Annotated in this window: 26 protein-coding genes; 12 read left to right on the forward strand and 14 right to left on the reverse strand. The window is 71.4% G+C overall.

Annotated features, from left to right (window positions below):
- Positions 1–4 precede the first annotated feature (4 nt).
- The gene (locus YIM_RS11765; protein ID WP_153030389.1) at positions 5–751 is read left to right on the forward strand and encodes a PIG-L deacetylase family protein; all 747 of its coding nucleotides are present in this window, start codon (positions 5–7) and stop codon (positions 749–751) included.
- Between the two features lie 71 nt (positions 752–822).
- On the opposite strand, the gene YIM_RS11770 is transcribed toward YIM_RS11765, so the two are convergent.
- Together YIM_RS11770 and YIM_RS11775 are read right to left on the reverse strand one after the other, a co-directional pair.
- Entirely contained in the window at positions 823–2,280 is a 1,458-nt protein-coding gene (locus YIM_RS11770; protein WP_153030390.1) for a DEAD/DEAH box helicase, read from the reverse strand.
- A gap of 325 nt (positions 2,281–2,605) precedes the next feature.
- Positions 2,606–3,559, reverse strand: coding sequence for a serine protein kinase RIO (locus YIM_RS11775; RefSeq protein ID WP_153030391.1), 954 nt, complete (start codon positions 3,557–3,559; stop codon positions 2,606–2,608).
- A gap of 247 nt (positions 3,560–3,806) precedes the next feature.
- On the opposite strand from YIM_RS11775, the gene YIM_RS11780 reads away from it, so the two are divergent.
- Both YIM_RS11780 and YIM_RS11785 read left to right on the forward strand, forming a co-directional pair.
- Positions 3,807–5,333, forward strand: a complete 1,527-nt coding sequence (locus YIM_RS11780) for an NAD(P)/FAD-dependent oxidoreductase (protein ID WP_153030392.1) — start codon at positions 3,807–3,809, stop codon at positions 5,331–5,333.
- A gap of 40 nt (positions 5,334–5,373) precedes the next feature.
- On the forward strand, positions 5,374–6,486 hold the full coding sequence (locus tag YIM_RS11785) for an FAD-binding oxidoreductase (protein ID WP_153030393.1): 1,113 nt from the start codon (positions 5,374–5,376) through the stop codon (positions 6,484–6,486).
- On the opposite strand, the gene yaaA is transcribed toward YIM_RS11785, so the two are convergent.
- On the reverse strand, positions 6,473–7,216 hold the full coding sequence (gene yaaA / locus YIM_RS11790) for a peroxide stress protein YaaA (protein WP_153030394.1): 744 nt from the start codon (positions 7,214–7,216) through the stop codon (positions 6,473–6,475). The two genes, YIM_RS11785 and yaaA, sit on opposite strands and share 14 nt — an antisense overlap.
- Before the next feature lie 67 nt (positions 7,217–7,283).
- Between yaaA and YIM_RS11795 the strand changes: the two genes are divergently transcribed.
- Positions 7,284–8,252 (forward strand): GNAT family N-acetyltransferase, encoded by a 969-nt coding sequence (locus YIM_RS11795; protein WP_153030395.1) that lies wholly within the window; start codon positions 7,284–7,286, stop codon positions 8,250–8,252.
- Positions 8,253–8,264: 12 nt separating this feature from the next.
- Here YIM_RS11795 and YIM_RS11800 read toward each other — a convergent pair whose 3' ends face one another.
- Together YIM_RS11800 and YIM_RS11805 are read right to left on the reverse strand one after the other, a co-directional pair.
- The gene (locus YIM_RS11800; protein ID WP_153030396.1) at positions 8,265–9,170 is read right to left on the reverse strand and encodes a 2-hydroxyacid dehydrogenase; all 906 of its coding nucleotides are present in this window, start codon (positions 9,168–9,170) and stop codon (positions 8,265–8,267) included.
- Between the two features lie 27 nt (positions 9,171–9,197).
- Positions 9,198–9,551 carry a VOC family protein gene (locus YIM_RS11805; RefSeq protein ID WP_153030397.1) on the reverse strand — a complete coding sequence of 118 codons (354 nt, stop codon included), beginning with the start codon at positions 9,549–9,551 and terminating at the stop codon, positions 9,198–9,200.
- 102 nt (positions 9,552–9,653) lie between these two features.
- Between YIM_RS11805 and YIM_RS11810 the strand changes: the two genes are divergently transcribed.
- Positions 9,654–11,402, forward strand: a complete 1,749-nt coding sequence (locus tag YIM_RS11810) for a proline--tRNA ligase (protein ID WP_153030398.1) — start codon at positions 9,654–9,656, stop codon at positions 11,400–11,402.
- Positions 11,399–12,163, forward strand: coding sequence for a hypothetical protein (locus YIM_RS11815; RefSeq protein WP_153030399.1), 765 nt, complete (start codon positions 11,399–11,401; stop codon positions 12,161–12,163). Before YIM_RS11810 ends, YIM_RS11815 begins: the two co-directional genes overlap by 4 nt.
- Before the next feature lie 3 nt (positions 12,164–12,166).
- Here YIM_RS11815 and YIM_RS11820 read toward each other — a convergent pair whose 3' ends face one another.
- On the reverse strand, positions 12,167–12,865 hold the full coding sequence (locus YIM_RS11820) for an HAD family hydrolase (RefSeq protein ID WP_228004682.1): 699 nt from the start codon (positions 12,863–12,865) through the stop codon (positions 12,167–12,169).
- A gap of 105 nt (positions 12,866–12,970) precedes the next feature.
- On the opposite strand from YIM_RS11820, the gene YIM_RS11825 reads away from it, so the two are divergent.
- A complete protein-coding gene (locus tag YIM_RS11825; protein ID WP_153030400.1) occupies positions 12,971–13,960 on the forward strand; it encodes an ABC transporter permease in 990 nt (329 codons plus the stop codon).
- Here the strand turns inward: YIM_RS11825 and YIM_RS11830 are convergent.
- Genes YIM_RS11830 through YIM_RS11855 form a run of 6 tightly spaced genes read right to left on the reverse strand, consistent with a single transcriptional unit; the run spans position 13,898 to position 18,751 of the window.
- The gene (locus YIM_RS11830; protein ID WP_153030401.1) at positions 13,898–14,308 is read right to left on the reverse strand and encodes a secondary thiamine-phosphate synthase enzyme YjbQ; all 411 of its coding nucleotides are present in this window, start codon (positions 14,306–14,308) and stop codon (positions 13,898–13,900) included. The genes YIM_RS11825 and YIM_RS11830 overlap by 63 nt on opposite strands.
- A gap of 16 nt (positions 14,309–14,324) precedes the next feature.
- Positions 14,325–14,969 (reverse strand): response regulator transcription factor, encoded by a 645-nt coding sequence (locus tag YIM_RS11835; RefSeq protein WP_153030402.1) that lies wholly within the window; start codon positions 14,967–14,969, stop codon positions 14,325–14,327.
- Positions 14,970–14,978: 9 nt separating this feature from the next.
- Complete coding sequence (locus YIM_RS11840; RefSeq protein ID WP_228004683.1) at positions 14,979–16,226, reverse strand: sensor domain-containing protein; 1,248 nt, start codon at positions 16,224–16,226, stop codon at positions 14,979–14,981.
- Between the two features lie 47 nt (positions 16,227–16,273).
- On the reverse strand, positions 16,274–16,528 hold the full coding sequence (locus YIM_RS11845) for a hypothetical protein (RefSeq protein WP_153030403.1): 255 nt from the start codon (positions 16,526–16,528) through the stop codon (positions 16,274–16,276).
- 14 nt (positions 16,529–16,542) lie between these two features.
- Positions 16,543–17,661, reverse strand: coding sequence for an acyl-CoA desaturase (locus tag YIM_RS11850; RefSeq protein WP_153030404.1), 1,119 nt, complete (start codon positions 17,659–17,661; stop codon positions 16,543–16,545).
- Positions 17,662–17,677: 16 nt separating this feature from the next.
- The gene (locus tag YIM_RS11855; RefSeq protein ID WP_153030405.1) at positions 17,678–18,751 is read right to left on the reverse strand and encodes a ferredoxin reductase; all 1,074 of its coding nucleotides are present in this window, start codon (positions 18,749–18,751) and stop codon (positions 17,678–17,680) included.
- A gap of 125 nt (positions 18,752–18,876) precedes the next feature.
- Here YIM_RS11855 and YIM_RS11860 point away from each other — a divergent pair, with 125 nt between their 5' ends.
- From YIM_RS11860 to YIM_RS11875, 4 genes are all read left to right on the forward strand, one after another.
- Positions 18,877–19,503, forward strand: coding sequence for a TetR family transcriptional regulator (locus YIM_RS11860; RefSeq protein WP_153030406.1), 627 nt, complete (start codon positions 18,877–18,879; stop codon positions 19,501–19,503).
- Positions 19,504–19,620: 117 nt separating this feature from the next.
- Entirely contained in the window at positions 19,621–20,718 is a 1,098-nt protein-coding gene (locus YIM_RS11865) for a Re/Si-specific NAD(P)(+) transhydrogenase subunit alpha (RefSeq protein ID WP_370469019.1), read from the forward strand.
- Positions 20,718–21,023 (forward strand): NAD(P) transhydrogenase subunit alpha, encoded by a 306-nt coding sequence (locus YIM_RS11870; RefSeq protein WP_153030408.1) that lies wholly within the window; start codon positions 20,718–20,720, stop codon positions 21,021–21,023. The genes YIM_RS11865 and YIM_RS11870 overlap by 1 nt, the downstream gene beginning before the upstream one ends.
- Entirely contained in the window at positions 21,020–22,402 is a 1,383-nt protein-coding gene (locus YIM_RS11875) for an NAD(P)(+) transhydrogenase (Re/Si-specific) subunit beta (protein WP_153030409.1), read from the forward strand. Before YIM_RS11870 ends, YIM_RS11875 begins: the two co-directional genes overlap by 4 nt.
- 51 nt (positions 22,403–22,453) lie before the next feature.
- Here the strand turns inward: YIM_RS11875 and YIM_RS11880 are convergent, their stop codons facing one another.
- Positions 22,454–23,134, reverse strand: a complete 681-nt coding sequence (locus tag YIM_RS11880) for an Lsr2 family protein (RefSeq protein WP_153030410.1) — start codon at positions 23,132–23,134, stop codon at positions 22,454–22,456.
- A gap of 102 nt (positions 23,135–23,236) precedes the next feature.
- Here YIM_RS11880 and YIM_RS11885 point away from each other — a divergent pair, with 102 nt between their 5' ends.
- On the forward strand, positions 23,237–24,628 hold the full coding sequence (locus YIM_RS11885) for an NAD(P)/FAD-dependent oxidoreductase (protein WP_153030411.1): 1,392 nt from the start codon (positions 23,237–23,239) through the stop codon (positions 24,626–24,628).
- 6 nt (positions 24,629–24,634) lie between these two features.
- On the opposite strand, the gene YIM_RS11890 is transcribed toward YIM_RS11885, so the two are convergent.
- A complete protein-coding gene (locus YIM_RS11890) occupies positions 24,635–26,485 on the reverse strand; it encodes a hypothetical protein (RefSeq protein ID WP_153030412.1) in 1,851 nt (616 codons plus the stop codon).
- Positions 26,486–26,704 lie beyond the last annotated feature (219 nt).

Below are 26,704 nucleotides of genomic sequence, written 5' to 3' on the forward strand. Positions count from 1 at the left end.
TCGCATGCGATCGATTCGAGGAGGACGCACGGTGACCGGGGACGAGCTGCAGCCGATGCCGGAAGACTGGGAACGCGCGCTGGCGGTGGTCGCGCACCCGGACGACCTCGAGTACGGCGGCTGCGGTGCGGTGGCGAAGTGGACAGACGCCGGGAAGTCGGTGGCCTACCTGCTGGTGACCCGCGGTGAGGCCGGGATCGACACGCTGGCACCGGAGGAGGCGGGCCCGTTGCGCACCGCCGAGCAGATCGCCAGCGCGGCCGTGGTCGGTGTGCACGACGTGGAGTTCCTCGACCACGCGGACGGGGTCATCGAATACGGCCTGCCGCTGCGGCGGGACATCGCGGCGGCGATCCGGCGCCACCGGCCGGAGCTGGTGATCATGAGCAACCACCGGGAGACCTGGCCGGGCGGGTACCTGAACATGGCCGACCACCGGGTGGTCGGCGAAGCCACTCTGGACGCCGTGCGCGACGCCGCGAACCGCTGGATCTTCCGCGATCTCGGCCTCGAACCGTGGCAGGGCGTGCGCTGGGTGGCCGGTGCGTCGTCCCCGCGCTCGACGCACGCGGTCGACATCACCACGACGTTGGACCGCGCGATCGCGTCGCTCAAGGAGCACAAGGCGTACCTGGCCGCACTCGGCGGCGAAATGGGTGAGCCGGAGACCTTTCTGCGTGCCGCCGCGGAAGAAACCGGCAAGCGCTTCGGCGGCCGCCTGGCCACGGACTTCGAACTCTTCCCGATGTAGCCATGAAGCCGTAACCGTAAAAAAGGGCTCCACCACCGCGAACGGTGATGGAGCCCTTCAGGTGGAACGCGTCAGTCGTTCGACCAGCCGCGGCGCGCCGGGCCACGGCCCGAGCGCTGCGGGCGGCCGGAGCCGTTGCCCCGCGGCTGACGGCCACGGCCGCCGAAGCCGGGACGGCCGCCGCCACGGTTTTCGCCGTACGCCCGCGGGCCACCGCGGCGCGGGGTGTCCCGGCGCTGCTCGCGCTCGGGCACCGGCTCACCGCTGGGCTGGCGTGCCCCGGTGATCCGGGCCAGTTCGGCGTCGCCGGGCCGCACGCTGGCGGTCTCGGCGCGCACCCCGGCGCGATCGGTCAGCCGCTTCATGGTGCGGCGCTGGTCGTGCGTGATCAGCGTGACCACGGTGCCCGACGCCCCGGCGCGCGCGGTGCGGCCGGCCCGGTGCAGGTAGTCCTTGTGGTCGGCGGGCGGGTCCACGTGCAGCACCAGGCTGATGTCGTCGACGTGGATACCGCGGGCGGCCACGTCGGTGGCGACCAGCACCGGGGTGTGCCCGGCCTTGAAGTCGGCCAGCACGCGGTTGCGCTGCCCCTGGGTCTTGCCGCCGTGCAGGGCCGCGGCCTGCACACCGGAAGCGCGCAGGCGCTCGGCGAGCCGGTCCACGTGGTGCTTGGTCCGCACGAACATGATCGTGCGGCCCTCGCGGGCCCCGATCTCGGTGACCACGGCCTGCTTGTCCGGGTAGGACACCTGGAGCACGTGGTGGTCCATGGTGGTGACGCTGGCGGTGACCGGCGCGACCGAGTGCTCGACCGGGTCGGTCAGGTAGCGGTCGACCAGCTTCTTGACGTCACCGTCGAGCGTGGCCGAGAACAGCAGCCGCTGCCCGCGCGCCGGGGTGAGGTCGAGGATCTCCCGCACCTGCGGCAGGAAGCCCATGTCGGCCATCTGGTCGGCCTCGTCCAGCGCGACGAAGTTCACGTCGCCGAGCACGCAGGTGCCCTGGCGGACGTGGTCCGACAGCCGGCCGGGGGTGGCGATCAGCAGGTCGACGCCGCGCTGCAGCGCGTCCGCCTGCCGGTTGAAGGCCATGCCGCCGACGGCCGTGCGGCACCACAGGCCGAGCGACTTGGCCAGCGGGGTCAGCGAGTCGGCCACCTGCATGGCCAGCTCACGGGTCGGGACCAGGACCAGCGCGCGCGGGCGCTTGGCACGGGCCTTGCCGCCGTCGAGCCTGCTCAGCAGAGCCAGGCCGAAGGCGAGCGTCTTGCCCGAACCGGTCTGCGCGCGACCGAGCACGTCGCGCCCGGCGAGCGCGTCGGGCAGGGTGGCCGACTGGATGGGGAACGGGGAGTTGATGCCGGCTTCCCGCAGCGACCGCAGGAGCGGCTCGGGGAGGTTCAGCTCGGCGAAGGTCTTCAGGGGTGCCTGGGTGGCGACGACGGCGGGAGCACCGTCGGTGTTCCGAATCCGCGGCTTACGGTTGCCGTGGCGCGCGGAGGTGTTGCCGGAATCGAGCGTGACTGTCACAAATGCCTCTCGGACGTGGCACGTCACAAGGGAGGCCCGGTTGTCCGCACGCAGGCAGGACAAGGTGGTGTTGCGGTGGGCTTTCTCAGGGACATACCCGGCACATCGTGTTCTGCACACCATGCGCCGCTTGATGGATACCGCGGGGCCTTACGGTTTTGGCCCTTGGAGGCGACGGACACCACTCATCCACGCCGCCGGTTGCGGTCTTGTATCAGAATACCGGAGAGCCTTTCCGTCTGCGCAGCCGAGGCGGGAACTGTGGGCAACGCCCCATCGGGGTAACGCGGAAAGGTGAGCGCGCTCACCTTTCCGCCCTCCTCGTTCAGGGCAGTCCCGCCGCCTGGCGCAGCTCGCCGACCAGGGCTTCCGGGTCGAGCACCTCCGGTGGCAGGCCCCGCGCGGCGAACCAGCTCGCCACGTTGTGCACGTCCCTGGCCAGGAACTCCAGACCGCGCGGATTGGCCACGATGTCCACCACCTGCGGCAGGTCGATCAGCACCAGCCGGTCGCGGTGGACCATCAGGTTGTACGCGGACAGGTCGCCGTGTGCCAGCCCGTGCGCCGCCATCGTCTCCAGCGCGGACACCAGCTGGTACCAGAGGTCACGCAGGCCGTCCTCGTCCGTGCGCACCTGCGCCAGCCGTGGTGCGGCCGTGCCGTCCTCCTCGCCGATGAACTCCAGCAGCAGCTCGGTACCGCTGCGCTGGACCGGGTACGGCACCGGCACGCCCGCGCCCCAGAGCCGGGACAGCGCGGCGAACTCGGCGACCGCCCACTGCTCGGCGATCAGGTTGCGGCCGAAGGCGGTGCGGGTCTCGATCGCCCGCATCTCCCGCGACCGCCGCATCCGGCGGCCTTCCAGGTAGCCGGCGTCGCGGTGGAACATCCGGTGTTCGTTGCTGCGGTACCGCTTGGCGGCCAGCAGCGACTGCGGGCCGTCCGACAGCCCGCGCCGCAGCAGGTGGACGTCGGCCTCCTTACCGGTCTTGAGCACCCCCAGCTCGGTGTCCACCGCGGCCAGTTGGGTGATCACCCAGCTGGGCCGCGGGTGCGGGCCCTGCTCACCGTCGGCCCAGGTGGACCAGCGGTCGCCGCCGCCGGGGATCGCGGTTTCGGTGTAGGCGTCGGCGCGCTGGTGGGCGAGCCGGACGCGTTCTTCTTCGGTGAGCCGCCCGCGGCGGCTCGGTTCGGGTTCGTCGTCGAAGCGGGCACGCCGGCTCTTGCGGCGTGCCGGCGTGTTTTCCAGGCGTTCGAAATCGAGGTCGTGCTTGCGCACTGGTGGGCTCCTGAAGAGGGATGGTGCCCCGCCGGCGCTGGTGGACGCGCGTGCGTCAGCCGGTCAGGGCGGCGGATCGGGCGCAGGGCAAGCCCAGGACAGTCCTAGCCACAGGGCACCTCCTCGCTATCCGCCGGAACACCGGCTCGTCAGTCGACGCGCATGATCTTCGCGAGTCCGGCCGATCCGCGCAACCGAATTAACTGACACAGTGGCCGCACGGTCCGAGTGAACGGGAGGAACGCAGGTGACGAGGTACGACGTGGTGATCGCCGGCGGCGGGCACAACGGGCTGGTCGCGGCCGCCTACCTGGCCAGGGCGGGCCGGTCGGTGCTGCTGCTGGAGCGCCGGGCGGAACTGGGCGGAGCGGCGGTCTCGTTCCGCGCGTTCGACGGCGTGGACGTGCGGTTGTCGCGGTACTCCTACCTGGTCAGCCTGCTGCCGCGGCGCATCGTCACCGAACTCGGGCTGCCGCTGGACCTGCGCCGCCGCCGGATGTCCTCCTACACCCCGGTCGGCTCCGGCGGGCTGCTGGTGGACACCGGTGACCCCGCGCGCACCGACGCCTCGTTCGCCGCGATCACCGGTGGTGAGGCGGATTTCGAAGCCTGGCAGCGGTTCTACGCGATGACCGGGCGCGTCGCCGAGCGCACCTTCGACACGCTCACCGAACCACTGCCCACAAAGGACGAACTACGCGCGCGGGTGGCCGATGACGAGGCGTGGCAAGCGTTGTTCGAGCGGCCGCTGGCCGAAACGCTGGAGACCGCGTTCACCGACGACACCGTGCGCGGGGTGGTGCTGACCGACGCGCTGATCGGCACCTTCGCCGCCGCCGGGGATCCGTTGCTGCGGCAGAACCGCTGCCTGCTCTACCACGTGATCGGCAACGGCACCGGCGACTGGGACGTGCCGGTCGGCGGCATGGGCGCGGTCACCGGCGCGCTCGCGGACACCGCCCGCGCTGCCGGGGCCGAGCTGCTGGCCGACGCCGAGGTGCTCGCCATCCAGCCCGACGGCGAGGTGCGCTACCGCCACGGCGACACCGAGCACGTCGTGCACGGCGGGCACGTGCTGGCGAACCTCGCCGCGCCCACGCTGGCCAGGCTGCTCGGCGGGGAGCCGCCGGGCGAGTCACCGGAAGGCGCGCAGCTCAAGGTCAACATGGTGCTCACCAGGCTGCCGCGCCTGCGTGACGGCGGGGTCGCCGCGCACGAGGCGTTCGGCGGCACCTTCCACGTCAACGAGGACTACCGGCAGCTCGCGACCGCGCACGCGGAAGCCGACGCGGGCCGGATCCCGTCGCTGCCGCCGTGCGAGATCTACTGCCATTCGCTGACCGATCCGTCGATCCTCGGCCCGGCCGAACGCGCGGCCGGTGCGCAGACGCTCACCCTGTTCGGCCTGCACATGCCCGCGCGGCTGTTCCGGGAGGACAACGACTCGGCGAGGGCGGCGGCGTTGACGGCGACGCTCGCCTCGCTGAACAGCGTGCTCGCCGAGCCGATCGAGGACTGCCTCTGGAAGGACGAGCACGGCAATCCGTGCATCGAGGCGAAAACGCCGCTCGACCTGGAAGCCGAGCTGGGCTTGCCGGGCGGGCACATCTTCCACCGCGACCTGTCGTGGCCGTACGCGACCGAGGGCACCGGGCGCTGGGGTGTCGAGACCCGGCACGAGCGGATCCTGCTGTGCGGTGCCGGTGCCGTCCGCGGTGGCGGCGTGAGCGGCATACCCGGCCACAACGCGGCGATGGCGGTGCTCGGCCGGTAAGGGTTGTCCCGTGCCGAGCCCTTGCCCCAGGGTGGGGATCATGCGCGTCTTGGTGATCGGCTCCGGCATCGCCGGGGCTTCGACGGCCTATCAGCTCGCCCGCCGCGGTGCCGAAGTGGTGCTGGCCGGGCACGACCACGACGGCGTGGCGACCTCGGCTGGAGCGGGCATCGTTTCGCCGTGGACTTCGCGCCGCAGCGACGAGGAGTACCACCTGGCGGCGCGGGCGGCGGCGTTCTACCCGAACCTCGTCGAGCAGCTCGCCGAGGACGGCCGCGAGGATTCGTCGTTCGAGATCGTCGGCGCGATGGTGGTCTCCGAGGACTCCGGTGAGCTGGACGCCGCGGAGAAGCGCGTCACCGAGCGCGCGGCCACCGCACCGGCCGTGGGACAGGTGCAGCGCCTCGATCCGGTCGACGCCAGGGCGTACTTCCCCGCGCTGGCACCGGAACTCGGCGCGGTGCACATTTCCGGCGGCGGCCGCGTCGACGGGCGGCACCTGCGCGCGGCACTGCTCGGCGCGGCGGAGACGCGGGGTGTGCGGTCGATTTCCGGGAGCGCGGAGCTGCTCGTCGACGGTGGCAAGGTGACCGGCGCGCGCATCGGCGACGAGGTGGTGCCTGCCGACGCCGTGGTGGTGGCCGCCGGGGCGTGGACAGACGAACTGCTGGCGCCGGTGCACCTGCGGCTCGGCATCGAACCGCAGCGCGGCCAGATCAGCCACCTCGAACTGCCCGGCACACCGACCGACGCGTGGCCGGTCGTGCTGCCGATTTCGAGCCACTACCTGCTGGCCTTCCCGGGTTCTCGCGTGGTGGTCGGCGCGACCAGGGAGACCGGCTCCGGTTTCGACTACCGGGTCACCGCGGCGGGACAGCGGGAGGTGCTGGACAGCGCGCTGGCCGTCGCGCCGGGACTCGCCGACGCGACGCTGCTGGAAACCCGGATCGGCTTCCGCCCCGCGTCGCCCGATGGCCTGCCCGTGCTCGGCAGTCCGGACGGGCACCCCGAGCTGATGATCGTCACCGGCTTCGGCCCGGCGGGCCTGACGCTGGCGCCGTACTCGGGTCACGTGGCCGCCGCGCAGCTGCTCGGTTCCCCGGTCGACGAAGACCTGACGGCCTACCACCCGGACCGGTTCATTCGCCGGTGAGCATCTCCAGCTCGTGCTCGCCGGTGCGTTCCACGGCGAGCCCGGCCTTGGCGGCTACCTTCACCAGCCCGTCCACAGTGGATGGAGCGCGGCCGGTGGCGGCCAGTACGGCGGCCAGCTTTCCCTTGTAGGCCTTGTTGAAGTGGCTGACCGTCTTGCGCTGCCCGCGCGCGTCCTCGGTCACCACGCGCACGGTCACCGCGCCGGGGATCCGGGCCAGCGCCGCGTAACCGCCCGAGCGCAGGTCGACGACCAACCCCTCTATCCCGGCGAACACCGGCTCCAGCGCCGGGCGCCACAGCGGGCGGAGGCCGCCCAGCGCGGGCAGCGTGCTCCCGGCGGACAGGCGGTAGGCGGGAATGCGGTCGGTGGCGCGCGCGATGCCGAACAGCGCCGAAGCCACCGCCAGCCGCTCGTTCGCCCTGGCCAGCTCGGCTTTCTTGAAGCTGGTGATGTCGAGCGCGTCGTAGAGCACGCCGGTGTAGCGCCGCAGCGCGGGCAGCGTGGGGGAGGTCCACAGCTCCGCGTTGCGCTCGACCTCCTCGGCCTGGCGCTCGGAGATGCCGAGCGCGGCGAGGCCGGCCGGGACGTCCTTGGCGAGTTCGGCCAGCGCGTCGGCGATCTTGGCGCGCACCGGGTTCAGCTCGGGCGAGGACAGCGAGTCCAGGTCCAGCGGCGGTCCGTCCCCGCCGGTCGCCTTGGTCTCGGAGGGAGGGAGCAGCACCAGCACGCCAGCAGGGTAACCGCCGCGGAAAATCGGTGGGCCGGGTGAGGCGGGCCGACTTAGGCTGCGTCACATGGAGCGCACCGAGCCGGCCTGGCGGCCGCTGACCCTGTCCGACATGGCCGCGGTCGCCGACCTGCTCGCCGCCGCGAACCAGGCCGAGCCGACGGGTGAGTTCGAGACCACCCAGGATGTCACCGAGAGCCTGACCAGCCCGAACGTCGACCTGGAGCACGGCTCGCTGGCGGGCTGGGTGGGGGACCGGCTGGTCGCCTACGCGGTGAACCGGGTGCGCGACGGGGCCGACCCGGTGCACCAGATGCGCTTCGAAGCGACCGTGCACCCGGAGTTCCGCACCGACGCCGTGGGGGCGCACGTGCTGGCCTGGGCCGAGCGGTCGTGCCGGGAACGTCACCTGAAGGTGTTCCCGGAGGCGCCGCTGGAGCTGCACGGCAACGGGCACGAGAACCAGCGGTGGTACCTGGGGCAGCTGGAGAAGGCGGGCTACCACCGCGCGCGGACCTTTCTGGAGATGCGGGCGGATCTTGGCGCGCTCCCGCCCGCGCTCGCGCTGCCGTCGGAATTCCGCCTGGTCACGTACTCGGACGAGTACTTCGACGCGGTGCTGAAGACGCGGAACATCACCTTCGCCGAGCACTGGGGCAGCTCGGTGCAGAGCCCGGAGGCGTGGCGGCACCTGATCACCGGGAGCGCGGCGTTCCGGCCGGAGCTTTCGTTCCTGCTGCTGCGCGGGGACGAAGTCGTCTCCATGGTGCTCAGCGACTTCTACGAAGGCGACGCCAAGGCGACGGGCGTGCGGGAGCTGTACATCTCGCACGTCGCCACGCTGCCGGAGCTGCGGGGGAAGGGCGTGGCCTCGGCGCTGCTGGGGCACACGCTGGTGCGGGCCAGGTCAGCGGGCTACGCACGGGCGGCGCTGGGTGTCGACGTCGACAACGTCAACGCCGCCGTGGGCATCTACGAACGCTGCGGCTTCAAAACCTCGGAGCGCTGGTACGGCTACGTCCTCGCCGTCGACTGACGCGTCGCGGGGTCACGGAGCCACTTGGTGCGCCAGCGGCTGTCCGTTGGCGTAGCGGTGTAGTTGCGCGGCGATCAGCGCTTTGGCCCGCGGATAGAACGAAGCCGAACCCCCGGCCACGTGGGGAGTGATGACCACGCCCGGAGTGGTCCACAGTGGATGGTCGGCGGGCAGCGGTTCCGGGTCCAGCACGTCCAGCGCCGCGCGCAGTCGGCCGGTGCCGGTTTCGGCGGTCAGGGCGTCGGTGTCCATGGTGGCGCCACGGCCGACGTTGACCACGAGCGCGTCGTCCGGCAGCAGGGCCAGTTCGCGTGCGCCGATCAGGCCACGCGTGCTCTCCGACCCGGGCAGCACGGAGACCAGGATGTCCACCGAAGGCAGCAGCGAAGCCAGCTCGTCCACCCCGTGCACGCCTTCGTCCGGCCGCGCCCGCCGTGCCACCGGCACCAGGGTCGCCTCCGCCGCGTGCAGGAACCGCCCGATCGCCCGGCCGATCGAGCCGTACCCCAGCACCAGCACCCGGCTGTCCGCCAGCGACCGCGTGTGCTCCCGCGCCCAGGACCCCTCGCCCTGCTGCCGGAACCAGCGCGGCAGATCCCGTTGCGCGGCCAGGATCAGCGCCAGCGCGTGCTCGGCCACGCTCAGGTCGTGCAGTCCCGCGCCGTTGGCCAGCGGCACCCCGTCCGGCAGGAACGGCAGGATGGTGTCCACCCCGGCCGACAGCGTCTGCACCGCACGCAGCGCGGGCATGCGCGACATCAGCTTGACCGGTTCGACGCCCTGGTCGTACGGCAGCACGTAGAACTCCACGTCGGACAGATCGGCGGGCGGCGCCGACACCCCGTCGTAGACCTCCACCCGCAGCCCGGCGGGCAGCTCACCGAGATCGGACCAGGGCACCAGCACACGTGAAGTCATGCCCCGATTCTGACTTGGCGGGCGCTCCTACTGCTCAGCGGTGCCCACGCAGAACCTGTTCCCCTCCGGATCGGCCAGCACCGTCCACACGATGCCGGGCACGCGGTGCTCCTCGATCTTCTCCGCACCCAGTTCGACCAGCCGCTTCACCTCCTCTTCGCGGTGTTCGGTGCGCAGGTCCATGTGCAGGCGGTTCTTCCCGGGCTGCCGCTCCTCGGCGCGCTGCAGGCCGATCATCACCCCGTCCGGCGAAACGGGGGCGAGCATCAAGAAATCGCCGTGGTCCACCACGACCTCGACGCCGAGCGCCGCGGTCCAGAACTCGGCGAGCTTCTTCGGATCTGCGCAGTCGATGGTCACCGCGCCCAGCTGAACGGTCATGCGGACAAGCTAAGCGCCACCACCGACAATTTAACCCGTTGGAGCTGTTCGGAGTGGGTTGACTATCCTTCGCTGACACCCCGAGCCCTCCAAGGAGCCGAAGTGATCACCAGGATGTCGTCGTTGTTCCTCCGCACCCTGCGCGAGGATCCGGCGGACGCCGAAGTGCCCAGCCACCGCCTGCTGCTGCGCGCCGGCTACGTCCGCCGGGTCGCCCCGGGTGGTTACTCCTGGCTCCCGCTCGGCATCCGGGTGCTGCGGCGCATCGAGGAGATCGTCCGCGAGGAGATGGCCGCCATCGGTGGCCAGGAGATCCAGTTCCCCGCGCTGCTGCCCAAGGAACCCTACGAGGCGACGAACCGCTGGACCGAGTACGGCGACAGCCTGTTCCGCCTCAAGGACCGCCGCGGTGCCGACTACCTGCTCGGCCCCACCCACGAGGAGCTGTTCACGCTCACCGTGAAGGGCGAGTACAGCTCGTACAAGGACTACCCGGTCACGCTCTACCAGATCCAGACCAAGTACCGCGACGAAGCGCGCCCCCGCGCGGGCATCCTGCGCGGCCGCGAGTTCGTGATGAAGGACTCCTACTCCTTCGACCTCGACGACGCGGGCCTGGAGCGCTCGTACCAGGCGCACCGCGCGGCGTACCAGAAGATCTTCGACCGGCTCGGCCTCGAGTACGTCATCGTCGCGGCGACCTCCGGCGCGATGGGCGGCTCGGCGTCGGAGGAGTTCCTCGCCGTCGCGTCCACCGGTGAGGACACCTACGTCCGCAGCACCGAATCCGGCTACGCGGCCAACGTCGAGGCGGTCACCACGCCCGCGCCCCCCGCGCAGCCGATCGAGGACAAGCCCGCCGCGCAGGTGCACCACACGCCGAACACGCCGACCATCGAGACCCTGGTCGACTTCCTCAACCAGGCCGATCTCGGCAGGCGGTTCACCGCCGCCGACACGCTGAAGAACGTGCTGGTGAAGACCCGTGAGCCCGGCGCGAAGGAATGGCAGCTGCTGGGCATCGGCATCCCGGGTGACCGCGAGGTCGACATGAAGCGCCTGGAGGCGTCGGTCGAGCCCGCCGAGGTGGCCCTGCTCGAAGAGGCCGACTTCGCGAAGAACCCGTTCCTGGTCAAGGGCTACATCGGCCCGAAGGCGTTGCAGGACAACAAGGTCCGCTACCTGGTCGACCCCCGCGTGGTCACCGGCACCGCCTGGGTGACCGGCGCGGACCAGGCCGACCACCACGTGGTGGACCTGGTGGCCGGTCGCGACTTCACGCCCGACGGCACGATCGAGGCGGCCGAGGTCCGCGAGGGCGACGCCTCGCCAGACGGCCAGGGCACGCTGGTCGCCGCGCGCGGCATCGAGATCGGCCACATCTTCCAGCTGGGCCGCAAGTACGCGGACACCTTCGAGCTGGACGCGCTGGGCGCGGACTCGAAGCCGGTGCGCATCACCATGGGTTCCTACGGCGTCGGCGTCTCGCGGCTGGTCGCGGTGATCGCCGAGCAGCACCACGACGAGCTGGGCCTGGTGTGGCCGCGCTCGGTCGCGCCCGCCGACGTGCACGTGGTCATCGCGGGCAAGGACGAGGCGGTCGCCGCCGGGGCCGAGAAGCTGTCGGCCGAACTGGACGCGGCCGGGCTGCGGGTGCTGCTCGACGACCGCAAGGCCACGCCCGGCGTGAAGTTCGCCGACGCCGAGCTGGTCGGCGTGCCGACCATCCTGGTGGTCGGGCGCGGGCTGGCCAACGGGGTCGTCGAGGTGAAGGACCGGCTTTCCGGTGAGCGCGCCGAGGTGGCCGTGGACGCCGTGGTCGAGCACCTGAAGCAGCTCGTCACCAAGTGAGCGGTGGCTCGCGCGGGGCGATGTACGGCTTCTTCGCGGTGATCCTGGTCGGTGCCGGTGTGTACCTGAGCCAGGGCGCGGAGGAGGCGGAGTACACGCCGCCGCCGAGCACCTGGACACCGGCGCCGCCACCGCCGAAGGTCGTCGTGCCCGCGGTCGTCGACGGCTGGCAGTCGGTCGCCGGTGGGGAGGGCACCTTCGCCTACGACGTGCCCGCGCGCTGGACGCCGAAGCCGGACACGGTGCACGGCTGGGAAGGTGAAGGCCAGTCGAAGGTCGTCATGTCGACAAGCGCCTTCTACGGGGACGGCTTCTGCCCGGCGGACCAGGACGCGCGGCTGGCCGGTGCCGGGGTCCGGTCGGACCGGCAGGCCGATCCGGCGGTGGCCACCGAGCAGTTCGCGACCCAGGTGGCGAACCGCGCGTACACCTGGGACGGCCCGCCGCCGCAGCTGGCCGTCGGCGAGCCGCGGGCCGCGGAGATGTCCTTCGGGGACGGCGGAACGCGCCCGGCCACGCTGCGGCTGGTCGAGGTGACCACCACCGGCGGGCACGCCTGCCTGCCGAAGAAGGCGATGGTCGGGGTGATCGCGACCCGGTCGCTCGACGAGGCCAAGCCGGGCAGTGTGATGCTGGCCGTCTACGCCGAGCAGACCGCGCCGGACTTCACCACGAAGGACGAGATCGAGCGGATCCTGCGCAGCTACCGGGGTGTGCCGCAGTCGCAGCGGACGACGGTGCCCGCGAGCCCGGCGCCCTGACCCTCACCCGGTGAGGGCGCGGATCACGGCGTCCGTGTCCGACAGGTCCGTGAGCACGTGGTGCGCGCCCGCGTCGGCGAGTTCGTCCGCCGAGTGCTTCCCGGTCGCGACGCCGACCGCGATCGTGCCGTGCTCCAGTGCCGCGGTGACGTCGTGCGGGGTGTCGCCGACGACCGCGACCGCCTCCGGTGCGAACGGCCGCCCGTGCTTCTCCGCGGCGAGCGCCATGGCGTGCGCGACCAGGTCCGGCCGGTGCGCCGAGAGCGTGCCGTAACCGCCGATCTCCAGGTCGAGATGGCCGTGCAGGTCGAACGCGGCCAGCTTGTGCAGCGCGACCTCCGGCAGGTTCCCGGTGACCAGTGACTGCACCACGCCCCGACCGGCCAAAGTGGACAGTGCGAGGGCGGCGCCGGGCAGTGCGTGGCCGAACTGGGCGAGCGTGGCCCGGCCGCGTTCGGACAGCCGCACCAGTTCCCGCCACATGCGCTGGATCAGCTCGTCGGTCGGTTCGAAGTCGTGCCTGGTCAGGATGTCCGTGGTGATCGCGCGCTCGGTGCGCCCGGGGAACGAGGGCAGCTCACGCAGTGTGGTCCCGGTCACTGCGAGCAGGGCGTCGGTGTACCAGCGGCCGCCGAGTCCGCGCAGGTCGACCAGGGTCAGATCGATGTCCCAGAGCACCAGCCGGGGTGGAGTGGAGTTCACCGCGCCGACGGTACCCGGGTGACTTTTCAACGCGTGTTGACTTCCGGGTCGCCGCGGTGCACTCTGGCCACATAATTCAACGAGTGATGAAAATATGGAGGAGAGATGGCCAACCGGATGTGGCCGGTGGCCGCGGCGCTGGCCGGCGCGGTGGTTGCCGTGGTGCTCGGGTTCCTGACCTTCGGCGTGCAGGCGACGGTCGCGCCGGACCGGCTGCCGGTGGCGGTGGCCGCGCCGGACGGCCCGGCGCGCGCGGCTGCCGAGCGGATCGCCGCGCAGGGTGGCGGGCAACTGGACTGGAAGGTCACCACGCCGGACGAGGCGCGGCGGCTGCTCGACGACAAGGCGGTCTACGGTGTGCTCGAACTGGGGCAGCCGCCGGTCGTGGTGGTCTCGGGCGCGGTCAACCCGAGCGGGACGCAGGTGGCGCAGCAGGTGCTCACCACCGTCGCCCAAGCGATCGGACCGGCGCAGGTGCAGACCGTGCACCCGGCGAGCGTGGCCGGGCGGACCACGCCGCTGGCGCTCAGCGCGCTGGCCTGGCTCGGCTGCCTGGTCGGCGGCGCGGTGCTGGTGCTGGTCTCGGCGCGGCGGAACCACCAGCCGGGCACGGGCGCGCGGCTGACGCAGGTCGCGGTCACCAGCGTGCTGGTCACCGGGGTGCTCGCCGGGTTCGCGAAGCTCTGGGACTCGTCGCTGCCGATGGGCTGGGACGTGCTCGGTTTCCTGCTGCTCACCACGGCGGGCTTCGCCGCGCTGCAGGCCGGGCTGCTGCGGCTGCTCGGTGTGCGGGCGATGGCGATTCTCGGCCCGCTGTACCTGCTCGCGCCCGCGGTCGCCGGGCAGGTCCCGGAACTGCTGCACGAGGGGTACCGCTGGCTGCTCTGGTCGTGGACGCCGTTCCGGTTCGCCACCGAGGGCCTGCGCAGCCTGCTGCAGGGCACCCCGGGCGCGCCGGACGTGGCGACCGGGGTGTGGGTGCTCGGCGGGCTGCTGGCGGCCGGGCTGGTGGTGCTGCTGTGGCCGGTCCGGTCAGCCGGCCAGGAAGCTGAAGCGGACGCGCCGGACCGGGTTGTCCACGTTGGTGTCCACTAGGCAGACCGACTGCCAGGTGCCCAGCGCCATCACCCCGCCGAGCACCGGCACCGTCGCGTAGGGCGGCAGCAGCGCGGGCAGCACGTGGTCACGGCCGTGACCACGGGTGCCGTGCTGGTGCCGCCAGCGGTTGTCGCGGGGGAGCAGGTCGTCGAGCGCGGCGAGCAGGTCGTCGTCGCTGCCGGCACCGGTCTCCAGCACCGCCAGCCCGGCGGTGGCGTGCGGCACCCACACGTGCAGCAGGCCGTCCTCCGCGCCGTGCGCGCCGAGGAACGACTCGGCCTCCTTGGTCAGGTCGTGCACCACGGCGGTCTTGCCGGTGCGGACCTCGATCTCGGTGGAATGCATGGATTCCACGGTAACCTCATGACTCCAGATAACGCAGCACGGCGAGCACGCGGCGGTTGTCCCCGTCCGACGGCGCCAGCCCCAGCTTGCCGAACAGGCTCGTCACGTACTTCTCCACCGAACCGGGCGAGAGGAACAGCGTGCTCGCGATGGCCGCGTTCGACCGGCCCTGCGCCATCAGCTCCAGCACTTCGCGTTCGCGCGGGGTGAGCGCGGCCAGCGCGCCGGTTTTCCCGGTGGCGCCCAGCAACTGGGTCACCACTTCGGGATCGAGCACGGTTTCCCCGTCGGCCACCCTGGCCAGCGCGGCCAGGAAGTCGGACACCTCGGCGACCCGGTCCTTGAGCAGGTAACCGACCGCGCCCGCGCGATCGGCCAGCAGCTCGGCCGCGTACCGGGTCTCGATGTACTGGGAGAACAGCAGGATCGGCTCGCCGGGATTCGCCGCGCGCAACGCGATCGCCGCGCGCAGGCCCTCGTCGGTGAAGGTCGGCGGCATTCTGATGTCCACAATGGACACGTCCGGCCGGTGCGCGGCGACCGCGGCCCGCAACGCGTCGCCGTCCTTCACCGCGGCGACGACCTCGTGCCCGCGCAGGGTGAGCAGTTCGACCAGCCCCGCGCGCAGAATGGTCGAATCCTCCGCGATGACTACCCGCACGAGCGCCCCCTAGACCGGAATTTCGACGGCGACCACGGTAGGCCCGCCCGGCGGGCTGTCGATGGACAGGTAACCGTCCACCGCGCGCAACCGGTCGGCCAGCCCCGCCAGTCCACCGGCCGGGTGCATCCGCGCCCCGCCCCGGCCGCGGTCGGAGACGTAGAGCCGCAGCATCGAATCCAGTTCGAACAACTGCAGTTCGGCGCGGCTCACCCCACCGTGCTTGATCGCGTTGGTCAGCAACTCCGCCGCGCTGAAGTACAGGATGGACTCGATCGCGGCCGGTGGCCGCTCCGGCAGGGAGACCAGCACCTTCACCTCGGCCTCGCTGCGCGCGGCCAATGTGGACAGTGCCACCTCCAGTCCGGCGTCCAGCGAGGCGGGGTGGATGCCGCGGGCCAGGTCGCGGAGTTCGGTGAGCGCGTCCTTCGCGCCGGTGTGCGCGGCGGCGATCAGCGCGCGCAGCCGATCCAGGTCGATCTCGGCGGCTTCCAGCTCGTCCTTGGCCACGCCGAGCTTCATCGCCAGCGCGACCAGCTGCGCCTGCGCGCCGTCGTGCAGGTCCCGCTCGATGCGCCGCAGCTTCACGTCGGCCGTTTCGACCGCGGCGGCCCGGCTCTCCTCCAGGTCCCGCACCCGTTCGGTGAGCGTGGTCGGCCCCAGCAGTGCCCGCACCAGCACCCGGTCGAGGCCAAGCAGGAGGTGGACCAGCGCCGGGGTGACCATCAGCAGCGCGGCCGCGATCAGCGCGAGCGGGATCGACAGCACCGGTCCCGACGAGCCGATGTCGAACACCGGCAGCACCTGTCCGTCGAGCACCAGCCACCAGAACGGGTAGGTCAGCGTGCCCAGCCCGTAGACCACCAGGAACGCGGCCACCAGCAGGTTGACCGTGGCCAGCGGCACGCGCAGCACCAGGTAGGCGACCGCGCGCCAGCCGGGCCCGTCGGCGAGATAGGCCTTGAACGAGGCGGGCTTGCCGGTCGGCCCGGGGACCGCGGTGCCAAGCAGTGAAGCGGTCAGCCCCCGGTGCAGCGACGCGACGGCGCGCGCGGCGAGCAGTGCCCCGGCCACCATCGGCAGGCCGATCAGCAGCGGGCTCAGCGCGATGCCCGGCACCAGCACCAGCACGATGCCGACGAGGCTGAGCACGGCCAGCGGCAGGCCGAGCAGAATCCAGCCGAGTTCGCCCCAGAACGGACCCCGCACCGGCTCGACGACCCAGCGCCGGAAGACGGCCATACCCGCGTTCTGCACGGGAACAGCCTGCCTCTTCCGGCGCTGGGCCGCCTACCGGGTTATCCCTACTTCTGCGCGGTGCCGGTGTCGAGGTCGGGGTCGGGGTCGGCATGGGGGACGACCCCGTGCCGCTCTTCGTCCTCGCGGGCGCGCAGCGACGCCTCCCGCATCTCGATCACGTCCGTGAGCCAGTCGCCGGTCTCCCTGGCGATGTCTCGCACCGCGCCGGTGATGATGGTCGCGATGTTGCCGATATGGGTGGCGGCCGACTCCGTGAGTTCCTGCACGGTGTCCTTGCCGCTTTCGAACTGACCCACCATGTTGTCGTCCTGCCTCAAGCCGCAGCCGGTTGCCGGTCACCGACCACGGTACGGGGCCCCGGCTCCGGCTGCTCCTTGCCGGGCAGCGCCAGTTTCACGATCTTGCGCGCCACCGAGAACAACTGCTTGCGCAGCGGGCCGGTGTGGTACGGCAGGCCGTACTTCTCGCAGATGGCGCGGACCTCCGGCGCGATCTGCGGGTAGCGGCGCGCCGGGATGTCCGGGAACAGGTGGTGCTCGATCTGGTGCGACAGGTTGCCCGACAGGATGTGGAACAGCTTGCCGCCGCTGATGTTCGCCGAGCCGAGGATCTGCCGCAGGTACCACTGGCCGCGGTTCTCCTGCTCGGTCTCGGCCTCGGTGAAGCTCTCCACGTCGGCCGGGAAGTGCCCGCAGAAGATGATCGAGAACGCCCACAGGTTGCGGACCAGGTTCGCGCTCGCGTTGCCGAGCAGGGTCAGCGGTGCCATCGGCCCGGTCAGCAACGGGAAGAGCACGTAGTCCTTGCCGAACTGCCGCGCGGCCTTGCGCGCGATCTTCGCCCGGACCTCCTTGAACTCCGACCACTTGCGCTCGCCCTTGAGCACGCGGTCCACCTCGAGGTCGTGCAGCATCACGCCCCACTGGAAGAACAGCGCCAGCAGCGTGGCGTAGACCGGGTTGCCCAGGTAGTAGGGGTGCCACTTCTGCTCCGGGTCCATGCGCAGGATCCCGTAACCGATGTCGCGGTCCTTGTCGAGGATGTTGGTGTAGGTGTGGTGGATGTAGTTGTGCGAGTGGCGCCAGTTGTCCGACGGCGCCACCGTGTCCCACTCGAAGTTCTGCGAGCTGAGCGCCGGGTCACGGGTCCAGTCGTACTGGCCGTGCATGACGTTGTGCCCGATCTCCATGTTGTCCAGGATCTTCGCCAGCGACAGCGCGCCGACCCCGGCCAGCCACGCGGGCGGGAAGAAGCCGGCGAACATCAGCCCGCGCCCGGCCACCTCGAGGCCACGCTGGGTCTTGATCAGCTTGTGGATGTAGTCCACGTCTTCCTGGCCAAGATCCGCCACGATCCGCTGGCGCAGGTCGTCCAGTTCGCGGCCGAACTCCTCGACCTGCTCGGGGGTGAGCCGGTCCTGCAGCCCAGTCATCGTTGAATCCCTTCGTTCAGGCGTTGATCTCGACGTCCCCGCAGGGGGCGGAGATGCACAGCTGGATTTCCTCGTTGTCCTCGGCCGAGACCTCGCCGGTGCGCAGGTTGCGCACCGGGCCGCTGGCCTTGAGCTGCGTGCACGAGAAGCAGATGCCCATCCGGCAGCCGTGCTCCGGGCGCAGCCCGGCGTCCTCGGCCTGCTCCAGCAGCGGCTTGCCGGAGTTGGCGAACTCCTTGCCGCTGCGGGTGAACCGCACTTGCCCGGTCACCTCGCCCGGCTCGGCGGCGAACGCGGGTGGCGTGAACTCCTCGGTGTGCAGGCGTTCACTCAAGCCCTCGTTCGCGTACTCCTTGCGCACCGAATCCATCAGCGGCACCGGACCGCAGAGAAAGGTCTCCGCGGCGCCGAACCACGGCGCCACCTGGTCCAGGTGCGCGCGGGAGAAGAAGCCGTGCAGGTCACCGCCGCGGTCGGTCATGGTGCAGGCGAAGCGGACCCGGAAGTTGGGCCTGTCCGCCACCAGTTCGGCCAGTTCGGCGCGGTAGGGCAGGTCCGCCGGCTCGTTCTCGTAGTGCAGCAGCGCGACCTCGCCGGGGTGGTTCTCGTCGGCCAGCGTGCGCAGCATGGCCAGCACCGGGGTGATCCCGCTGCCGCCGCTGATCAGCAGCACGTGTTCCGGGCGCGGGTCGGGCAGGCCGAAAGTGCCGTCGGGCTCGGACAACCCGAGCACCATGCCGGGCTCGGCATAACGGTGCAGGTACCCGGAGACCAGGCCGTCCTCGAGTGCCTTGACGGTGAGTTCGAGCTGCCCGTCCGCCCGGTGCTGCGAGCAGGCGGGTGAGTAGCAGCGGGTGCGCCGCACCCCGTCGATGGTGACCGTCACGCGCACGTACTGACCGGCGCGGAAGCCGCGCCAGGCCCGGCTCGGCCGGATGGTCATGGTCAGCGTGGCCGGTGTCTGCCGCCGCACCGCGGTGATCCGGCCCCGGATCCCCCGCCGCACCAGCATCGGGTCGATGAGTTCGAGGTACCGGTCCACGCCGTGGGGGGTGAGCAGGGCCTCGGCGACCGAAGCGAGCTTTCCCATCGGGACTCCCCTTCAGTGAACATCTGTACACTCAACAGTGTGGAGCAGCCATCCAGGATGTCAACGTGAACGCGCCCCGATGTGACGTGGGCGATAGTGAACCGGTGGCGGATAGGCTCAGGCTCGTGACCGCCGAGCCCGTCAGCCGATCCGAGCGCAAGCAGCGCACGCGCCGCGCGCTGCTGGACGGCGCGCTGGCCTTGCTGGCGGACCGCGTGTTCGCCACGCTCAGCCTGCGCGAGGTCACCAAGTCGGCGGGCATCGTGCCGACAGCCTTCTACCGGCACTTCGCGTCGATGGAGGAACTCGGCGTGGTGCTGGTCGAGGAGTCGATGCAGACGCTGCGCGGCATGCTGCGCTCGGCGCGGCGGGACAAGCGGGCCTTCCAGGACGTCATCCGCGCTTCGGTCCAGTTGCTCGACGAACACGTCCGCGAGCAGCCGGACCACTTCCGGTTCCTGCTGCGCGAGCGCTACGCCGGCACCGGCGCGGTGCCCGCGGCGATCGGGCTGGAGCTGCGGTTGTTCTCCAGCGAGCTGGCCGTCGACCTGGCGCGCTTCGAGTACCTGCGCGAGTGGGACACCGAGGACCTGCACATGATGGCGGAGCTGATCGTCACCGCGATGCAGGCGACCGTGCTGGAGCTGATCGAGGCGAACGGGCCGGAAGCGCGGGCCAGGGTGGTGCGAACGGCGGAGAAGCGGCTCCGGCTCATCGTGCTCGGGGTACCGAATTGGCAAAGGACCTCCTGACGGCGGGAGCGCGAAGGCCACGGATCGTGATACACCTTGTGGTGATCCAGAACACAGTGCGTGTTCGTGTGTTGCGTGCTCGCCCGTGCTGGTGCTCAACGTCGAGGAGGTCGCGTGGTGACCGATTCCGGGCCGGTGACGGTCGGCGTGGTGAAGGAGTCGCTACCTGGTGAACGCCGGGTCGCACTGGTGCCGAAGGCGGTCGGGCGGCTGGTCGCCCGCGGGCTGGAGGTGGTCGTGGAGAGCGGCGCCGGCGACGCGGCACTGCTCACCGACAGTGACTACGAAGCGAACGGCGCCACCATCGGCGACGCCTGGGCGGCCGGGGTGGTGCTCAAGGTCGCGCCGCCGACCGCGGTGGAGGCCACCCGGCTGGCGCCGGGCACCGTGCTGATCGGCTTCCTCGCCCCACTGTCCAATGTGGAAAGAATCAAGGAGCTGGCCGAGGGCGGGGTGACCGCCTTCGCGGTGGAGTCCATCCCACGGATCACCCGCGCGCAGTCGATGGACGCGCTCTCGTCGCAGAGCAGCGTCGCCGGGTACCGCGCGGTGCTGCTCGCCGCCGAACGGCTGACCCGGTTCTTCCCGATGCTCACCACCGCCGCCGGCACCGTGCCCCCGGCGAAGGTGCTGGTGCTCGGCGCCGGGGTCGCCGGACTGCAGGCGCTGGCCACCGCGCGGCGGCTCGGCGCGCAGACCACCGGCTACGACGTGCGGCCCGAGGTCGCCGAGCAGGTGCGATCGGTCGGCGCGCAGTGGCTCGACCTCGGCATCGAGGCCGTCGGCGAAGGCGGGTACGCCAGGGAACTGACCCCCGGGGAACGCGCCGAGCAGCAACGCAGGCTCACCGAGGCGATCACCCGGTTCGACGTGGTGGTCACCACCGCGCTGGTGCCGGGACGGCGCGCACCGGTGCTGGTCACCGCCGAGGCGGTCGAAGGCATGCCGTCCGGCGGCGTGATCGTCGACCTGGCAGGCGAATCCGGCGGCAACTGCGAGCTGACCGAAGCCGGGAAGGACGTGGTCCGCCACGGCGTGACGATCAGCTCACCGCTGAACCTGCCCGCCGGCATGCCCGCGCACGCGAGCGAGCTGTACTCGCGCAACCTCACCGAACTGCTCGGCCTGCTGGTGAACGACGAAGGCGTGCTGGCGCTGGACTTCTCCGACGAAGTGGTCGCCGGAGCGTGTGTCACGGGGGAGGGACGGGACTGATGCTGCAGAACCTGGCGATCCTGGTGCTCGCGGGCTTTCTCGGCTTCGCGGTGATCTCCAAGGTGCCGAACACGCTGCACACGCCGCTGATGTCGGGCACGAACGCCATCCACGGCATCGTGCTGCTCGGCGGGCTGATCGTGCTCGGGCTCGGCGTGGACGGGGTGCTGAACAAGATCCTGCTGGTGATCGCGATCGCCTTCGGCACGATCAACGTGGTCGGCGGCTTCCTGGTGACCGACCGCATGCTCTCGATGTTCAAGGGCAAACGCGCTCCGGACGCTTCGCGGAAGGAGGACGCGTGACCGAGTTCATCGCGGTTCTCTACATCGTCGCGTTCGCCCTGTTCGTCTACGGCCTGATGGGGCTGACCGGGCCGCGGACGGCGGTGCGCGGCAACTGGATCGCCGCCGCGGGCATGGTGCTCGCGGTGGTCGCCACCCTGCTCACCCCCGGTATGGGGAACTGGGGCCTGATCGTGCTCGGTGTGGTGCTGGGCGTGCTGGTCGGCGTGCCCGCCGCGCGCAAGGTGAAGATGACCGCGATGCCGCAGATGGTGGCGCTGTTCAACGGCGTCGGCGGTGGTGCGGTGGCGCTGATCGCGTGGGTCGAGTTCAACGCCACCGACGGTTACGCGCACGAACCCGCGTACGTCGCGATCGCCTCGCTGTTCTCCGCGCTGGTCGGCTCGATTTCGTTCTGGGGCTCCAACATCGCCTTCGGCAAGCTCCAGGAACTGATCACCGGGCGGCCGGTTTCGGTGGGCAAGCTGCAGCAGCCGCTGAACCTGGCGCTGTTGCTGATCGCCGTCGGCTGCGGGGTGGCGATCGCGGCGGGCGCCGGGTCCGGCTGGTTGATCGCCGGGCTGCTGGTGGCGGCCGCGCTGCTCGGGGTGATGGTGGTGCTGCCGATCGGTGGCGCGGACATGCCGGTGGTGATCTCGCTGCTGAACGCGCTCACCGGGTTGTCGGCCGCGGCGATGGGGCTGGCGCTGGACAACACCGCGCTGATCGTGGCGGGCATGATCGTCGGCGCCTCGGGTTCGATCCTGACCAACCTGATGGCCAAGGCGATGAACCGGTCCATCCCGGCGATCGTGGCCGGTGGTTTCGGTGGCGCGCCGGTGGCCTCGGGCCGGTCGGGGCCGGACCGCCCGGTGCGCGCGACCAGTGCTGCGGACACCGCGATCCAGATGGCTTACGCCGGGCGGGTGGTTGTCGTGCCGGGGTACGGGATGGCCGTGGCGCAGGCGCAGCACGCCGTGCGTGAGATGGCGGACCTGTTGGAGGGCAAGGGGATCCAGGTGTCCTACGCGATCCACCCGGTGGCCGGGCGGATGCCGGGGCACATGAACGTGCTGCTCGCCGAGGCGGACGTGCCCTACGAGCGGCTCAAGGAGATGGACGAGATCAACTCGGACTTCCCGCAGACCGACGTGGCACTGGTGATCGGCGCGAACGACGTGGTCAACCCGGCGGCGGAAACCGATCCGGCGTCGCCGATCTACGGCATGCCGATCCTGAAGGTGAACACCAGCCGCTCGGTGATCGTGCTGAAGCGCTCGATGAGTTCGGGCTTCGCCGGGGTGGACAACGACCTGTTCTACGACACCAGGACGAGCATGCTCTTCGGGGACGCGAAGAGTTCGGTCGGGGAGATCGTGGAGGAGCTCAAAGCGTTGTGATGGTGGCTTTCACGGCACGCTGGTGGTGCCGTGAAAGCCACCTCCACGGCCTTATTCGGCCGCGGAGAAGGTGACGGGCGGGGCCTTGCGCGGAGCCTTCTTGACCGGCGCCTTGGCCTCCTTGGCGGGCGGCGTTTCGTTGGCAGCCTGAGCTGACTTGGCGACCGGCGCCGACTTCGATGCCGTCTTGGCCGCCGGGGTGCTCTTCGCCGCCGTCTTCGCGGCGGGCGTGGTCTTCTTGGCCGGTGCCCGCTTGGCAGCGGGCTTCTTCGCCGCGGCGGGCTTTTCGGCCGTTGCCTTCTTCGCCGTCGCCGTGGACCTTGCGGCAGGGGCCTTCTTCGCCGAAGCGGGCTTTGCGGCCGAAGCCTTCGCCGCCGCCGACTTGGCAGCCGGAGCCTTCGCGGCTGCCGCGGGCTTTTCGGTCGCGGCCTTCGCCGCCTTCTTCGGCTCGGCCTTCGCCGTCGTCTTCGTCGCCGAAGCGGCCTTCTTGGCCGGAGCCTTCGCGGCGGCCTTCCCCCTGCCCCTGACCGCCCGGTGCCGCACGATCTTCTTCCGGCCGCCGGTGCGCCGTCCGTTGCTCACGAAGGGCTCGAGGATTTCCCTGAGCCGGTCGGCGTTCTCCCCGGACAGGTCGATGTCGTAGGTCACCCCGTCCAGCTCGAACCGCACCGTTTCCTCGGCGGGCTCGCCCGTGATGTCGTCCAGCAGTTGGACCGCGGTGTTCCTGGCCACGAAGTGCTCCCAGTGCTCGTTGTCGAACTCGCCAGCGAGGATACCCGGAACGACGGAGTGTCCTACTTGCGCCACGGCCCCGCCTGGTGTGCGCTGCACACCATGGCAGACAACGGTTATGACGTCGTGGTGCTCGGCGGCGGCCCGGTCGGTGAGAACGTCGCGGCCCGCGCGGTCCGCGGTGGGCTCACCGCCGCGCTGGTGGAGTCCGAGCGGTACGGCGGGGAGTGCTCGTACTGGGCGTGCATGCCCAGCAAGGCCTTGCTGCGGCCGGGAATCGCGCTCGCCGCGGCGGCGAGGGTGCCGGGTGTGCCGGTCGGCGGCCGGGTCGACCCGGCCGCCGTGTTCGCCCGTCGCGACGCGTTCACGTCGCATTGGGACGACGCCGGTCAGGTCGGCTGGGCCGAGGGCGCCGGCATCGTGCCGGTGCGCGGCGCCGGTCGGATCACCGGCGAACGCGAGGTCACCGTCGGCGACCAGGTGCTGCGCGCGCGGCACGCGGTGGTGGTGTGCACCGGCAGTGTGCCGCGCACCCCGCACATCTCCGGCCTGGACGGCGTCCGGACCTGGGGTTCCCGCGAGGCCACCTCGGCGAGCGCGGTGCCGGGCAGGCTGGCCGTGCTCGGTGGCGGCGTGGTCGGCGTGGAGATGGCGCAGGCCTTCGCCAAGCTCGGTTCGCAGGTGGACCTGATCATCACCGGCGAGCGCCCGCTGCCGCGGTACCCGGAGTTCGCCGGTGACCTGGTGGCCGCCGGACTGCGCGAGGACGGCGTCCGGGTGCACACGAACTCCGGTGCCGAGCAGGTGTCCGAAAAGGATGGTGTGATCCGGATCCAGCTGACCGGCGGCGGGGAGGTGCTCGCGGACGAGTTCCTGGTCGCGACCGGCCGCCGTCCCGCGACCGACGGGCTCGGCCTGGCCGTCGCCGGGCTCACCGACGGTGACGCGCTGGCCGTCGACGACTCCGGCCTCGTGTCCGGTGTGGACGGTGGCTGGCTGTACGCGGCAGGCGATGTGACCGGCCGCGCGCCGCTGACCCACCAAGGGAAATACCAGGCCAGGGCGGTCGGTGACGTGATCGCGGCCAGGGCGAAGGGGGAGCGGATCGACCCCGTGCCGTGGAGCGCCTACGCCAGCACGGCCGACCACACCGCGGTCCCGCAGGTGGTCTTCACCGATCCCGAGGTCGCCTCGGTCGGCCTCACCGACGCCGAGGACGGCAAGCCGCACCGCGTGATCGACCTGGACATCGCGGTCGCGGGCTCGTCGCTGCACGCGGACGGCTACGAGGGCAAGGTGCGGATGGTCGTGGACACCGAGCGCGAGGTGATCGTCGGCGTGACCTTCGCCGGGCCGGATGTGGCCGAGTTGCTGCACGCGGGGACCGTCGCCGTGGTGGGCGAGGTGCCGTTGCGGCGGCTGTGGCACGCCGTACCGGCCTATCCGACGATCAGCGAGGTGTGGCTCCGGCTGCTGGAGGAGTACGGGCTCTGAGCGGGATCAGCCGGGCAGCGGCATGGTGAGCCCGGCCTTGGCCGCCCGGCCGAGGCCGGGATCGTCCGAAGTGGACGTGCCCTCCAGCCAGCAGGCCTGCGCGATCAGCACCGAGGTCTGCTGGCCGGTGCTGGCGTAGGCCGCCCCGCTGAAGGTCGGCGGCGGTCCTGGCCACTTGGCGGTCTCCACGGCGAGATCGGTGATGCCGCCGTTGCCGGGGAAGTCGACGAACTGCTTGAAGGTCTCGGCCTGCTCCTGGCTCGGGAAGTCGAGCGCGGCCAGCGTCACCGCGGCGCGGCGCCCGTCCACCGCCACCTCGAAGCTGGCGCGGCGCAGTCGCGAGCACGGTGTGGTCTCCAGCACGGTTTTTGTGTCGCCGAACGCGTGGGGCGTGCACTGGGTGCCCGACTCGGCGGCCAGCTCGTTGAAGCCCATGCCGTCGACGTTCTGCCCGGTGGGCGCGGCCGCGGTGGTCTGCGTCGGCCCCTGCTCCGGCGCGGCGGCCTGGCCGCCGTCCTGGCTGGAGGCCACCATGATGGCCGAGACCAGCAACACCAGCAGCAACCCAGCGGCGGCGTAGGGCAGCCAGCGCACCGGCTTGCCGTCCTTGACCAGCTTCGGCAGCTTGAACTGCGGCCGGACCTTCGCCCGCTGAGCCGCGCCCGCCTGCGCACGCCCGCCGGCCTGCTGGCCCGAGTCCGCTTGCCGCGGTCCACCGAGCTGCTGGGCTGCCCCTGCTTGCGGCTGTTGAGCCTGCGGTGAGGCGGCGGCCGGCTGCAACTGCTGAGGCGGTGCCTGCTGTGCACCCACCTGAGCCTGCTGCTGCGGCGGGGCAACCTGCTGTTGCGCACCTGCCCGCAGTCCACCTGCTGTTTGCTGCTGTGCGCCTGCCTGCGGTCCACCTGTTTGCTGCTGCGTGCCTGCGTGCGGTCCGCTTGCTTGCTGCTGCGCGCCCGCCTGCGATCCGCTTGCCGGCTGTTGCGCGCCCGCCTGCGGCCCGTTCGCCTGCCGTTGCGGCGTGCCTGTCTGTGGCGGTCTCTGCTGTGCGCCTTGCTGCGCCGCTGCCTGCGGTGGCCGTTGCTGCGAAGGCGGCGGAGCCACCTGGCGCACGTTCGTCACCACGATCGGTGGCGTCCGCGGTGCCGAGCGCACCACCTTCGCCTTCGCGGGCGGGTGGTCGGCGGGCACGGTCGGCGGAATGGCGCTGAGCGGGTTCTCCACCGGCTCGGTGCGCTCCGGCTCGGCCACGGTCGCCGCCGCGAAGCCCTCGGCGGCCAGCACCTCGTCGCTCAGCGTCGGCGCGTTCTCGGCCAGCGCGGCCAGCATCGCCCGCGCCTGCACCACCGTGCTCGGCTGCGAAGCCGAGGCGAGCGAAACAGTGGCCGCCAGCATCGCGGTCGGCGTCGGGTGCAGCACCCGGACCGAGCCCGCCAGATCCGCCGGTGGCTGGTCGACCTGCTCGACGTAGGGCCCGACGGCCACGATGGTGCCGATCGCGGTGGTCGACGGCTCGGTCTCGCGCAGGTGGCGCGCGATCTTCTCGGACGTGGCGAGCGCGTCGGTGGCCGGGTTGACCGCGTCGTCCGTGCCGACCAGTGGCCAGCCGTCGGCCTTCCACTGGCCGGTGAGCGGGGCGTCCAGCCGCATCGCCGGGTCCGGCAGGTCGACACCCACTACGATGAGCACGCCACGCGGGAGCAGGACCACGGCGTCCACCGGCTGGGTGAACCCCGGCGGGGACACCCCGATCAGCGCCACCCCGCCGACCACGGTGTTGCCGCGGCCGAGCGAGGCCAGCGCGGCCCGGATGTCGTCGGCCACCCGGGAGGGCTGCTGTGCCAGGCGGACGAGCCGCATGCCGGTCCCCTCCCCAGTGTCCGCGGGTGCTGCTTGCCGCAGCACACGGTAGCGGGTCTCCGGCGGCGGCCGGGCACCCCTGTGCGGTGATCTCGCTGCGACTTCTGTGGTTCATGTGGCCAAAAGGCATGGATGAGGTGCACAATGTGCGCAGCGCGTCACGAGTGGGCCGCCGTGGTTCGAGAGGTCGTAGGGGAAGACGCATCTCGTCGAGCAGCG

This window comes from Amycolatopsis sp. YIM 10, from assembly GCF_009429145.1.
Classification (GTDB): Bacteria; Actinomycetota; Actinomycetes; order Mycobacteriales; family Pseudonocardiaceae; genus Amycolatopsis.